Annotated in this window: 12 protein-coding genes; 11 read left to right on the top strand and 1 reads right to left on the bottom strand. The window is 47.1% G+C overall.

Annotation, left to right across the window (positions count from 1 at the left end; all coding sequences use genetic code 11):
* The first annotated feature begins 12 nt into the window (after nt 1–12).
* A complete protein-coding gene (locus RTR76_RS19245; protein ID WP_312524006.1) occupies nt 13–693 on the top strand; it encodes an ABC transporter ATP-binding protein in 681 nt (226 codons plus the stop codon).
* 4 nt (nt 694–697) lie between these two features.
* On the top strand, nt 698–1,912 hold the full coding sequence (locus RTR76_RS19240) for an ABC transporter permease (RefSeq protein WP_312524002.1): 1,215 nt from the start codon (nt 698–700) through the stop codon (nt 1,910–1,912).
* Nucleotides 1,913–1,973: 61 nt separating this feature from the next.
* Here the strand turns inward: RTR76_RS19240 and RTR76_RS19235 are convergent, their stop codons facing one another.
* A complete protein-coding gene (locus tag RTR76_RS19235) occupies nt 1,974–2,192 on the bottom strand; it encodes a (2Fe-2S)-binding protein (protein ID WP_312524000.1) in 219 nt (72 codons plus the stop codon).
* A 92-nt stretch (nt 2,193–2,284) separates the two neighbouring features.
* Between RTR76_RS19235 and RTR76_RS19230 the strand changes: the two genes are divergently transcribed.
* The 9 genes from RTR76_RS19230 to hrpB all read left to right on the top strand — a co-directional run bounded on the left by RTR76_RS19230 (nt 2,285) and on the right by hrpB (nt 13,033).
* A complete protein-coding gene (locus RTR76_RS19230; RefSeq protein ID WP_312523998.1) occupies nt 2,285–3,439 on the top strand; it encodes a metallophosphoesterase in 1,155 nt (384 codons plus the stop codon).
* A gap of 134 nt (nt 3,440–3,573) precedes the next feature.
* Nucleotides 3,574–4,989 (top strand): sigma 54-interacting transcriptional regulator, encoded by a 1,416-nt coding sequence (locus RTR76_RS19225; protein WP_312523997.1) that lies wholly within the window; start codon nt 3,574–3,576, stop codon nt 4,987–4,989.
* A 301-nt stretch (nt 4,990–5,290) separates the two neighbouring features.
* A complete protein-coding gene (locus tag RTR76_RS19220; RefSeq protein ID WP_312523996.1) occupies nt 5,291–6,586 on the top strand; it encodes a citrate:proton symporter in 1,296 nt (431 codons plus the stop codon).
* A gap of 48 nt (nt 6,587–6,634) precedes the next feature.
* Nucleotides 6,635–7,972 carry an acyclic terpene utilization AtuA family protein gene (locus RTR76_RS19215; protein WP_312523995.1) on the top strand — a complete coding sequence of 446 codons (1,338 nt, stop codon included), beginning with the start codon at nt 6,635–6,637 and terminating at the stop codon, nt 7,970–7,972.
* A 1-nt stretch (nt 7,973) separates the two neighbouring features.
* Nucleotides 7,974–8,282 (top strand): hypothetical protein, encoded by a 309-nt coding sequence (locus RTR76_RS19210; protein WP_312523993.1) that lies wholly within the window; start codon nt 7,974–7,976, stop codon nt 8,280–8,282.
* Nucleotides 8,283–8,360: 78 nt separating this feature from the next.
* Nucleotides 8,361–9,032 carry a 3-oxoacid CoA-transferase subunit A gene (locus RTR76_RS19205; RefSeq protein ID WP_312523992.1) on the top strand — a complete coding sequence of 224 codons (672 nt, stop codon included), beginning with the start codon at nt 8,361–8,363 and terminating at the stop codon, nt 9,030–9,032.
* Entirely contained in the window at nt 9,013–9,672 is a 660-nt protein-coding gene (locus RTR76_RS19200; RefSeq protein ID WP_312523990.1) for a 3-oxoacid CoA-transferase subunit B, read from the top strand. The genes RTR76_RS19205 and RTR76_RS19200 overlap by 20 nt, the downstream gene beginning before the upstream one ends.
* Nucleotides 9,673–9,892: 220 nt before the next feature.
* On the top strand, nt 9,893–10,177 hold the full coding sequence (locus RTR76_RS19195; RefSeq protein ID WP_312523988.1) for a hypothetical protein: 285 nt from the start codon (nt 9,893–9,895) through the stop codon (nt 10,175–10,177).
* A gap of 354 nt (nt 10,178–10,531) precedes the next feature.
* Nucleotides 10,532–13,033 (top strand): ATP-dependent helicase HrpB, encoded by a 2,502-nt coding sequence (hrpB, locus tag RTR76_RS19190; protein WP_312523986.1) that lies wholly within the window; start codon nt 10,532–10,534, stop codon nt 13,031–13,033.
* Nucleotides 13,034–13,192: the final 159 nt, after the last annotated feature.

Genomic DNA, 13,192 nt, shown 5'->3' with positions numbered 1-13,192 from the left:
GGGGGTATAACGATGACAATCGCCTTATCGAATGTAAAAAAGATATATCATATGGGTGACACGGAAGTTGCCGCACTGGCAGGCATCAACTTGAATATCAGCGCAGGTGAATTTACTGCCATTATGGGACCTTCAGGCTCGGGAAAATCGACGCTGATGAATATTCTGGGCTGTTTGGACCGTCCGACAGAAGGCTCCTATCTGCTTGACGGGCAAGAGGTTGCTTTTATGACAGATGATCAGCTGGCAGTGACCCGGAATAAAAAAATCGGTTTTGTATTTCAAAATTTTAATTTATTGCCACGTATTTCGGCAATGCAAAACGTGGCCCTGCCTTTGGTATATTCGGGAGTTCCGAAGAAAGATAGGGAGCAAAAGGCAATTGAGGCGCTGGAAGCAGTTGGACTGGAAAAGCGGCTTGACCACCGTCCCAATGAATTATCGGGTGGTCAGCGCCAAAGAGTGGCGATTGCCAGGGCGTTGGTTAATGATCCGACAATTATTATGGCTGATGAACCTACCGGTAACCTGGACTCCAAATCAGGCGTAGAAGTAATGGCGATATTTGATAAGCTGAATGCATTGGGGCGCACCATTATCCTGGTTACTCATGAGCCTGATATTGCCGAGTATGCAAAACGGGTTATTCACGTACGGGATGGACTGATCGTGCGGGATACCGGAGAGGAGTGACGCAATGTTCCGTGAGAGTGTATCAATTGCACTAAATGCTCTGGTAGGCAATAAAATGCGTTCTATCCTCACCATGCTAGGTATTATCATCGGGGTTGGAGCCGTTATTGCCATGGTTTCCATCGGTATGGGCGTACGAGATCAGGTATCGAACTCTATTGCCGGGCTGGGAAGCAATCTTATTATGGTGTCACCTGGTGCTCCCTCTTCTTCCGGAGTAAGGCAGGCGGCCGGGTCAGGCATAACTTTATCATTAAAAGATGCTCAGGCTATTGCCAATGAAGTTGACGGAGTGAATAAGGTTGCTCCCAGTGTAAGCAAGCAGTATCAATTAGTAGCGGGAAATCAGAACTGGATGACCGCGGTAATGGGGACGACACCGGATTATTTGGATGTACGCAACATGGTTGTCCAGGCCGGCAGTTTTATAACAGATAAGGATCTGGAGACAAGAGAAAGGGTAGCTGTTATCGGGCCTACCGTGTCCAGTAATTTGTTCGGTGACGCTAACCCAATCGGTCAGTCCATTCGTATTAACAATACTCCTTTTCGCATTGTCGGAGTATTGGAAAGCAAAGGGCAGTCAGCTGGCGGCGGTGACCAGGATGATACAGTAGTAATTCCCTTGACAACAGCACAGGAACGGTTAATGGGGATTACCTATATTCAATTAATTAATATTCAGGCTGAAAATACAGAAATTGTTAACCAGGTACAGGAGGAGGTCACTACTTTGCTGCGGTCCCGGCATCGCCTGGGCACCGACAAAGCAGATGATTTCACCGTACGGAATATGGTCAGCATTATGGAGACTGCTGAAGAAGCAACCGGATCTATTACGCTGCTGTTAGGTTTTATTGCCGGCATATCCTTGCTGGTTGGCGGTATCGGTATCATGAATATTATGCTCGTATCGGTTACGGAACGAACACGGGAAATTGGTATCCGCAAAGCGTTGGGTGCAAGGTATCGTAATATTTTGATGCAGTTTTTAATTGAAGCGGTTGTGATTGGTGTGGCCGGCGGACTTGCAGGGATTGCTCTCGGCATCGGGGCTGCATATGGGATATCGGCTATTGCCGGGTGGAGTACGGTAATATCGTCGGCCTCCATTATTATGGCCTTCGGTTTCTCTATCGGCATCGGCTTATTCTTCGGGATCTATCCTGCCCGTAAGGCAGCACTGCTTGATCCGATTGACGCACTCCGGTATGAATAATAAGAGAATAATAAACAGGGTGTCTCAAACGGGGGTTAAACCCAGTTGAGACACCCTGTTTTTATTTTTCCGGACTGAGTTCAGCAAGCAAGTCGTTAATTTTAGGGGTGCAGCGTTTGCCGCTGCAGGAGCCTGATCCGGCACCGGTAGCAGCCTGTACTTTTTCTAGAGTGTTGGCGCCGCCGGTAATTGCTTTTTTAATAGCAGCCCGGCTAATACCTTTACAAATGCAGACCATCGTCAGTTTATCAAGCATAGCGGGACTAAGTGGTTCATTCATTGCTTTTCTCCTTTCACCTGACGAATGGAGCCAGGCATTCTTGTTAACAATAATAAAAGAATTTAATAAAGGTTAATAGGTGGAAACCATCAATGAAGACAAAATATATTGCTATGACTATTCTCGCAGTGCTCGTATATTGTATAACCAGTTATTACATAGGTTTAAAACTGGCAAATTCTTTGCTGCTATCTGCCAACTCTGTCATAACCGGAATATGGTGGGTATGCTTTACTTTCGTAACAGCTGCTTATTTTTTAGGAAGAGCCGGCAGCATGTTTTATGCCAGTGTGCTGACTGACTGGCTGATCCGGACAGGGTCGTATTGGCTGGCTTTTTACTTTTATTTTTTGTTGATATGGGGAATTGTTGACGGCATAATCTGGGCTGGACGAGAAATAGGACTAATTCCGATTGCGTATAGCAGTAATCAGCCTGTTATTGGCTGGAGTATTGTCATCATCGTTAGTTTAGTAGTTGTCTATGGGATATGGAGGGCTAATTCTCCCCAGCTTAAGAAATATGACATTACGATCAATAAACAGTCACCTGTCCATAGTATACACATTATTATGGTTTCTGATCTTCATCTGGGTTTATTAGTAGGCAGACAACGTCTGGAAAATTTAGTAAATCAGATTCATCAGTTAAAACCTGACTTGATTCTTCTCCCAGGAGATATATTGGACGAAAACATCGGTATTTTCCTGGATGACAACATGCCTGAAGTTTTGCGTCGGCTTCAGCCGCAGTTCGGCGTATTCGGCTGTCTGGGAAGTCATGAATATATCTGGGGTGACTCGGAAAAAACAGTATGTGAGCTTAGTAAAGCCGGCATTACGATACTGCGTGATGAGGCTGTAAAAATAGCGGATGCTTTTTATTTGGCAGGCAGAGATGACTACTACCGGGAGAAGCTTACTGATTCTCCCCGTAAAACCGTGCAGGAAATACTTCAGGGCTGCGTTCAGGCATTGCCTGTTATTATGATGGATCACCAGCCGGTAGAGGTTGCGGCTGGTCAACAGCAAGGTGTGGATTTATATGTAGCCGGCCATACGCACCACGGCCAGTTATTTCCGCTGAATTTGATTACACAAGCTATGTTTAAACTGGATTGGGGCTATTGGCGCCAAGACGATTTTCAAATGATTGTATCTAGCGGCTTTGGCACATGGGGGCCGCCGGTACGAGTCGGTACACAATCGGAAATTGTAAGTATTACAGTTCATTTTAAAAATCGCTAGTAAGCCCTGTTGCTCCAGTGGTGTATAGTAGCTAAACTTGGGCTGTCAAAAGGGAAAAACTACGCCAATGCAGAATAGTCATAAAATAGAGTTGAATCGGCAGAGCAAAATTAGTTTGTGACAGGAGGGGAACGATGGGGGCTGATCGGGAGAATCTGCAAGGGCTGGAGTTTGTATTTAATTCCCTCGAACAAGCGCAATCCTGGTTTTTCAGTATCTTAGACTCAATTTATGATGGGATACTAATTAGTGACGAAGCATATATGGTACGGTACATTAATCCCGAATATACTAGAATAACGGGCGTTGCGTACGAGCATATCGTGGGCAAGCTGCTGACAAGTGTGCGCCCGGGAGCAATATTACCGCAGGTTATCAATTCGGGGGCGCCTATGGCCGGTGTATATCGCCGGGTAGGTGACGTACAATACGTGGTGGATATGGCGCCAATTATGATTGATAACCGAGTAGTGGGCGGAGTTTCGGTAGTGAAAGATATTACGGAAGTGAGACGGCTTAGTCAGGAAGTCAACAAATATGAGAGAAAAACGAATCGCCTGAAAAAGATGGTAGAACATGCTTACCGTGCTAAATATAGCTTTCAGGATGTAATTGGTACGAGCAGTGCTTTGTTAAAAACCCTGCAATTCTGCAAAAAAATTGCAGCTGGTGAAACCGATGTATTAATAACGGGCGAAAGTGGTACAGGGAAGGAAATTTTTGCCCAATCCGTCCATAGCGCCAGTAAGCGAGCTCACGGACCTTTTGTTGCCCTTAACTGTGCGTCACTGACTTCAAGTCTGGTGGAAAGTGAGCTGTTCGGCTACGATGAAGGGGCTTTTACCGGAGCGCGTAAAGGCGGTAAGACCGGCTTGTTTGAGATTGCTGACGGCGGAACGATTCTGCTTGATGAAATTGGTGAGCTGAGTCTTGATGTACAGGCTAAATTGCTGCGTGTGCTGCAGGAGCGGGCCGTGCGGAAAATTGGTGAGACAACGGAAATACCGTTAGATGTCCGGGTTATTGCCGCTACTAACCGCAACCTTATTGCCATGGTAAAAGAAGGACGATTCCGGGAAGATTTGTTTTACCGCCTAAATATTCTCAATGTGCATTTGCCGCCGCTCAGGGAACGAAGCAGTGATACGCGCCTGTTAGCGGATTATTTCCTAGCTCAATATTCCCAGAAGGTGGTCAGGCCTTTTCGCTTCTCACCGGAAGTATATGACATTTTGCTGAAATACCGCTGGCCTGGCAATATCAGGGAGCTGCGTAATACGATTGAATTTGCCGCTAATATGTGTGAAGATCATTTGATTACTCAGCTTCATCTGCCGCCGGTGTTGTTAATTGATACAAATGTTACAATGGTTGGCCGCAAAACGCTTGCTGATGTGGTTCGCGATGCAGAAAAGCAAATCCTAATCAATGCCTTGAACTGCGAAGGGTACACGGTGGAAGGGAAAAAACGTGTTGCCGTACAAATGGGAATATCCCTGGCTACTTTGTATAACAAGATGAAAGTACTTGGGATTGAAGAAGGCAAGTAAAAAAATACCTCACAGCATTTAATCTGCTGTGAGGTATTTTTTTGGAGAAAAGCAGGTTATTCTAAAAAGCTGGAAAATTCCCTCTTTTATTCTAAGAAATTAGAAATGAAATGAAAGCCTGCAAACACTGATAAATAGACAGTTTTAAGATTAAGGTATTTCTAAAAGTATAGAATGTTAAATAGGCAATTTGCCGGTACAATCGTGCAAAATAAGGAGATACAGCGCTTTTTCTTGTTGGCATGGATCTTGCGATTATAGTAAGGGTAAGTAGCATTAAATATTTAAAAGAGGTGAAAGTATGGCATTGCTTGGTCTTATTACTATCGTAGTGCTCCTGGGAGCCATTATTTCCAAAAGGATGTCTCCCCTTATTGCACTCATTTTTGTGCCGGTTGTTGCTGCACTGGCTGGTGGTTTTGGTCTTGCCACAAGCAAATTCATTATCAGCGGTATTCAGAATATCGCACCTGTGGCAACTATGTTTATCTTTGCAATCCTATTTTTTGGTGTAATGGGCGATGCCGGTTTGTTTGATCCCATTATTGACCGGATTTTAAAAACAGTTGGGGCGAAACCCACCAGAATACTAATGGGAACAGCTTTGCTGGCACTGCTGATTCATCTGGATGGTTCAGGAGCGGTATGCTTCCTGATTACGATTCCGGCCATGCTGCCGGTTTATGAACGGCTGAAGATGGATAAACGACTGTTGTGCTTAATGGTGGCTATGGCAGCAGGTATTAACTATCTGCCATGGACAGGACCTACGCTCCGCGCTTCGGCAGCGCTTCATGTTCCGGTTACCGATATTTTTACTCCTTTAGTTATTCCTCAGTTAGTTGGACTTGTCTATATGTTTGTTGTTGCCTACCTGCTCGGCAAGAGAGAAGAGAAACGACTTGGCCTTACAACTGCTGAACTAGGTGACATTGTTCTCACCCGGGAAATCAAAGAAGATGAAAAAGCGTTGCGCCGTCCAAAACTGTTTTGGATTAACGCGGTGCTTGCACTGGTAGTAATGGGAACAATGGTCAGCGGCAAAGTCGATCCTGCTCCCATGTTTATGATTGGCACAGTTTTGGCTTTATTGCTGAATTATCCGGATGTAGCTGCTCAGAAAGCACGGGTTGATGCTCATGCCAAAGCAGCACTAATGATGGCTAGTATTTTGCTGGCAGCAGGTGTATTCACCGGTATTATGAAAGGAACCGGCATGATTGCAGCTATGGCTAAAGTAGCAGTTTCTTTTGTACCGCCGGCATTGGCGCAGCACATTCCATTTGCGATGGGGATTGTCTCCATGCCGCTCAGCTTAGTGTTTGACCCTGATTCGTTTTACCTGGGCGTCATCCCTGTTGTAGCAGAAGTAGGAAAAATGCTGGGAGTTCAGCCAATTGCCGTTGCTCAGGCAGCTCTAATGGGCCAGATGACAACCGGTTTTCCGGTCAGTCCCCTGACTCCGGCGACCTTCTTAATTGTTGGTTTAACAGGTGTAGAATTAGGTGAGCATCAAAAGTTCTCCATTCCTTTTTTGTGGGGTGCATCAATCATTATGACTATTACATGTGCGCTTATCGGAGTCTTCCCCTTTTAGTAACAGAAGCTGACAGGGGAATGGCTTAAAAAATAATGAGGTGAAAAGATGAAAAAAGTAAGGATTGGATCAGGAGCAGGATACTCAGGAGACCGGATAGAACCGGCTGTCGAGCTGGCTGCAAAAGGCAATATTCAATATTTATGTTTTGAGTGTTTGGCAGAAAGAACGATTGCAATTGCGCAGCAGGCTAAACTAAAAGATCCCAATGCCGGCTATGATGCCTTGCTGGCAGCCCGTATGGAGGCTGCACTGGAAATATGCCAGAAAAACGGAGTAAAGATTATCTCCAATATGGGAGCAGCAAACCCTGTTGCTGGTGCACGGAAGGTTAAAGAGATCGCCCAGAAGCTAGGCTTAACAGGCCTGAAGATTGCTGCTGTCAGCGGTGATGATGTATTAGATATTATTAGCCAGCACGATTACACGATCGAAGAAACGGGTGCTAAGCTTTCCACGATTAAGGACAAATTAGTCTCGGCAAATGCTTATTTAGGTGTTGAGCCGATTGTTGAAGCATTAAAAAATGGTGCAGATGTGGTCATTACCGGACGTGTAGCAGACCCGGCGCTGTTCATCGCTCCGCTTATTCATGAATTCGGCTGGTCGGTAGAAGATTATAACCTCATGGGCCAGGCAACTGCCCTGGGACATCTTTTAGAATGCGGCGGTCAGATTACAGGTGGTTATTTTGCCGACCCCGGCTATAAAGATGTAGCTGAATTGGCGCGGCTCGGTTTCCCGATTGCCGAAGTACAGGAAGACGGCAGCTTTATTATTACAAAAGTAGCTGAAGCTGGCGGAATGGTCACACTGGCAACCTGCAAAGAGCAATTGCTGTATGAAATTCACAACCCCAAATCCTATATTACGCCTGATGTAGTAGCGGATTTTAGTGAGATTACATTTACCCAGACAGCAAAAAATGAAGTTCAGGTATCTGGCGGCAAAGGCGGTCCTAAGACTGACTCCCTTAAGGTATCGATTGGTTATATCGACAGCTATATCGGCGAAGGTCAAATTAGCTATGCCGGGCCCGGAGCAGTAAATCGTGGTCAGCTGGCACTTGATATTGTGGAAGAAAGACTTAAGCTTATGGGAGTACAGTTTCAGGAACTGAGATGCGACCTGATTGGCGTTAATTCCCTGCACAGCCCTAAGTTATCGGCAGGCCACGAGCCCTATGAAGTCAGAGCCAGAGTGACGGGCCGGACGCAGAATATGAAAGAAGCTGTCCGTATTGGCAATGAAGTGGAAACGCTGTATACCAACGGGCCGGCCGGCGGTGCGGGAGCCTGGAAAGTTGCCAGAGAGGTAGTCGCAATGGTTTCGGCGCTGATTCCTCGCTCCTTGGTAAAATATACTATACAATACGAGGTGTTGTAAGATGAAACTACGTGAAGTGGCACACTCCAGAACAGGTGATAAAGGAAATACCTCTAATATATCGGTCATTGCCTATAAACCGGAAGACTATGATTTTATTAAACAGCATGTTACCGCTGAACGGGTTAAAGAATATTTCTCCGAGATTGTGCAAGGAGAGGTTATCCGCTACGAACTGCCTAACGTCGGTGCTCTTAATTTTGTCATGTACCAGGCGCTGGGCGGCGGAGTAACTCGCACGCTGGCGTTGGACATTCATGGCAAAGCGTTGAGCTCGGCCATGATGAACCTGGAAATACCGGAAAGATAACACATATGAGGAATCCCGCCTGACAGTGGGATTCCTCATTGCATACTGTGAATACTTGCAACAACACGGGAGGAAATAATGGATAAAGTAATCACCATAGAGCAGTGCCGGGAATATCTTTCCCATGACATAACATTGGCAATAGGTGGATTTTTAGCTGTAGGGACACCGGAAACCCTGATAGATTGCTTGGTCGAGCAGCAATTTCAAAATTTAACTGTTATTGGCAACGATACATCATTTGTTGATAAGGGAATTGGCCGCCTAATCGCGGGGCATCAGGTAAAAAAAACAATTGTATCGCACATTGGGACGAACCCCGAGACGGGCAGGCAAATGCACAACGGCGAGCTTGAAGTAGAATTAGTGCCCCAGGGGACATTGGCTGAACGCCTGCGGTGCGGCGGCTCCGGTCTGGGCGGTGTATTAACTCCTACGGGCCTGGGAACGATTGTTGCTGAAAACAAACAGATTATTCATGCTAACGGTCAGGACTATCTGCTGGAGCTGCCCTTACGGGCGAATGTGGCACTGATTAAAGCTACGATGGGAGACAAAAGCGGCAATCTAATTTGCCGCAGATCAACCCGTAATTTTAATCCTGTAATGGCTATGGCAGCAGATCTTGTCATTGCCGAAGTGGATACGATCGTTGAAGTTGGCGAAATTGATGCTGACCATGTTATGATTCCCGGAATATTTGTAGATTACATTTGCCTATCAGGGAGGAATGTTGACAATGGATGCTAAAGAAATAATTGCCAGACGAGTTGCACTTGAGTTTAAGGATGGGAATGTTGTCAACTTAGGAATTGGCATTCCTACCCTGGTTGCTGACTATATACCTCAGGATATTAACGTCCTGCTCCATTCGGAGAACGGCTATATTGGCTTGGGGCCGGCTGTTCACCCTATTGACCCCGACGTGGTCAATGCCGGAGCAAAACCGGCTTCAGTCATCGCCGGAGGAGCCATGTTCGACAGTGTAATGTCCTTTGCTATTGTCCGTGGCGGTCATCTCGACTTTACCGTGCTCGGAGCGCTGGAAGTTGACAGCAGCGGCAATCTCGCTAACTGGATGGTTCCCGGTAAAATTGTCCCCGGCATGGGCGGAGCCATGGATCTGGTCGTGGGAGCCAAGCAGGTTATTGTTGCGATGGAGCATGCTGCTAAAGACGGTGCTCCCAAGATTGTCAAAGAGTGTACGCTGCCGTTAACAGGAAAGAGCGTAATAACGAAAATTGTAACCAATCTGGCTGTTTTCTGTGTAACTAAGCTAGGCCTGGAACTAACCGAGGTTGCGCCGGGAGTAACAGTAGAGCAGGTACGGGGCGCTACGGAGGCCGAGTTTAGTATTTCTCCGTTCCTCATAGAAATGGCAATTTCTTAGAAATTTTAACAAAAAGTGACATAAAATTGTTATGGTTGAGAGGAAATTTATTACCTGCACAGAATACAATAAACTCAGGGGTGTGTCATCACTACAATATTTCCTTCAAAGCTTTCTCTGGTGTCGCGTGCAGTAAAAGGATAATAAATCCTTTGTGGTAACTGGCGAATAGGCGCGGGACGAAGCGGAAAAAGTAGTATAGTACATCCTTAAAAAAGGAGTGAGTTGTATTAGCAAGGTAGATTTTCAACCGGTAGTAGCCATTTTGGAAGACGTTATTCAACCGGGAAACAGTGATGATGTGGCGGAAAAACTAGGTGCGGTTATTGAAACATTAGATGGTATAAAAGAGGCTCTTCCTCAAGAGGAAGAAGAAATCATTGATGCCATTGATGAAATTCAGGACTATTTGGATTTCATTCTAACCACGAATGATTCGCTTGACACTGTTGACCGTAAAGAAGAAATAGCCGATATTATTGGCGAATTAAAACGTTTATCGTAAATGCATTAAGAGCATTATTTGCCTGTTAAGCCGGCAAATAATGCTTTTTTATAGTCTTTTGAGTAACTGTACGGCTTCTCGCTTTGCCTTTTTGCTCAGTAAGATTGATAGGTTACCTGGGAAAAGCCCTAGTTCGTACTTTTGTCATCGCAACAAAAGTACCAAAAATGCTAGGCCTGTCTTCCAAAAGACTTGCAAAAAAGTCAGCTTACTAAAATCCGTTAAACTCGCTGCGCTCAAACAGAACGGATTTCTTAACGTAAGCTGACTTTTTTCCATCCTGCGGACCGTCTTTTTCCAGAAGGGCCGAAAAGAACGAAGAACGGGAAAAGAAGGGCCTAATCATTTAATGAGGTGAAGAATTTGATCCAATTGCCAATAGACGCTATTTTACCGTCACTTAAAGAGGTGCTCCGGTTACCTGGCAATGCTGTATTGGTAGCGGCTCCCGGAGCGGGAAAGACTACCCGGGTACCGTTGGCCCTGCTGCGGGAGCCGTGGTTGGATGGAAAGCGTATCCTCATGCTGGAACCACGGCGGCTGGCAACCCGTGCTGCGGCCCGGTATATGGCCTCGCTGCTGGGTGAGCAGGTGGGTGGAACGGTGGGCTACAGAGTTCGCCTGGACAGTAGAGTAGGCACCAAAACCAGAATTGAAGTGATCACCGAAGGTATTCTGACAAGAATGCTGCAAAGTGATCCGATGCTCAGTGATGTGGGATTGATTATTTTTGATGAATTTCATGAACGGAGCCTGCAGGCTGATTTGGGGCTGGCACTGACGCTGGAGTCCCAGTCAGTACTGCGAAGTGATCTGCGTATACTCGTGATGTCTGCAACGATTGACGCTCAGCCAGTTGCTGCCTTACTCAATCAGGCACCTGTTCTGGTCAGTGAGGGCCGTCAATTTCCGGTAGAGACTTGCTATTTGGAACGTCCGCTGCAGGGCAGTCTGGAAGATGCCGTGGTTCAGGCGATTTCTACTGCTCTTGCCCGTCATTCCGGTGATATGTTGGTCTTTCTGCCCGGAGCGGGTGAAATTCGCAGGGTCGAAAGAAAATTAGCTGGTATAGTTGCAGGCCCTGATGTCAGGATAGCGCCGCTTTACGGCAACTTATCACCGGCCCTGCAGGATCTGGCGATTGAACCGAGTCCGGCCGGCCAGCGCAAAGTGGTTCTGGCTACCTCAATTGCCGAAACCAGTCTGACGGTAGAAGGCGTTCAGATCGTTATTGACAGTGGCCGCATGCGGATTCCCCGTTTTTCCCCCCGGACCGGGATGACCCGGCTGGAGACTGTCAGCGTTTCGCGTGCATCTGCTGATCAGCGCCGGGGCCGGGCAGGGCGATTAGGACCAGGAGTTTGTTACCGCTTGTGGACAGTACGGGAAGATTTGCGGCTGGAAGAGCAACGTATTCCGGAAATCAGAGCAGCCGATTTAGTTTCTCTTGTATTGGAGCTGGCCGTTTGGGGCGTGCGGCAGCCTGCAGACCTTAAGTGGCTTGATGTGCCGCCGGAAGCTGCCGTTCAACAGGCAAAAGAACTGCTCCAGCAAATGGGAGCAATAACAAGAGAAGGACAGATAACGGGTCATGGCAAACAAGTAGCGGAAATGGGCTTCCATCCAAGGTTAGCTCATATGATCATTCAGGCCATAGCACAGCGGCTTGGCCGGCTGGCTTGTGAAGTGGCAGTGCTGCTTAACGAACGGGATGTTTTCCAGGGGGATGGCAGTCGTGATGCGGACCTCAGGTTACGGGTGGATGCCTTTCGGCAAGGTGGGCAGGTTGGTACACGACGGATCGATGGAGGGCTATATCAACGGCTGCGTGCTGAGCTGCAATACCTGCAAGGCAGCCTTTCACTCGGGACAGATAGGAAAATAGATAGCGGCGACTGCGGCTTGCTGCTGGCCTTAGCCTACCCTGACCGCATTGCCCAAAGACGCAGCGATGGGCGGTATCTGCTCAGAAACGGCAGAGGAGCTGTTTTGCCTGCTATGCAAGCCCTTAGTGCAGAAAGTTATCTGGTAGCAGCCGAGCTTGATGACAAAGGAATCGAGAGCCAAATTTTGCTGGCAGCTCCTGTTAGTATCGATTGTTTGCGAATGCACTTTCCTTCACAGCTTGAAGAACGGCGGCAGGTTTTTTGGGATACCAACGCCCAGGCAGTACGGGGACGCCAGCGAGAATACCTGGGAGAACTGCTTTTGCAGGAGGCGCCTGTTGTTCCTAGCCGTGATGAGTGTCTGGAAGCATTAGTGACCGGCATCGCCCAAACGGGTCTGGATATTCTCCCCTGGACTAAAACAGCCAGACAATGGCTCTGGCGTATAAGGTTTATTCATTGTATTGAGCCAGAGCACTGGCCGGACACGTCTGAAGAATATTTAACTGCTACGCTCGCTCACTGGCTGGGCCCTTATGTTTATGGCATGAGCAGCAGTGCCGAGTTGCAGCGGCTCAATATGACGGCTGTTCTGGAGAGTCTGCTTACCTGGCAGCAACGGCAGCAGCTCGATAAAGACGCACCAACCCATATTACCGTTCCAAGCGGGCAAAACATTGCCGTTAACTATAGCAACCCGGAGGCACCTACGCTGGCAGTGCGGCTGCAGGAGCTGTTTGGACTTAGTGAAACGCCGTGTATTGGCGGCGGCAAGGTTCCCTTAACGCTGCAGCTGCTTTCACCGGCTCAGCGGCCGGTGCAGGTAACACGGGACTTGCACAGCTTTTGGCAGACAACGTACTTTGAAGTTCGCCGGGAATTGATGGGCCGCTATCCGAAACATTACTGGCCGGAAAACCCGCTGACTGCCCAGGCTACACACCGTGCTAAACCCAAAATGTTGACTTGATCTTAAGATCTGGTGCTGACTAAATAGTCTTTTCTTTACATCCCCTTGTTTTATGGTAATATAGAAAAGTAATTTAATGAAATAGTAAGATGAATTCACAGAAGCTAGTGTCTTGGCAAAGTTGTGAATTAGAATTAGACAGTGTAGATTTTATTGCAA

This window comes from Anaerospora sp. (assembly GCF_032013335.1).
Classification (GTDB): Bacteria; Bacillota; Negativicutes; order Sporomusales; family DSM-15969; genus Anaerospora.
The sequence above is the reverse complement of the archived record's forward strand: the minus strand, read 5'-3'. Positions and strand labels throughout refer to the sequence as shown.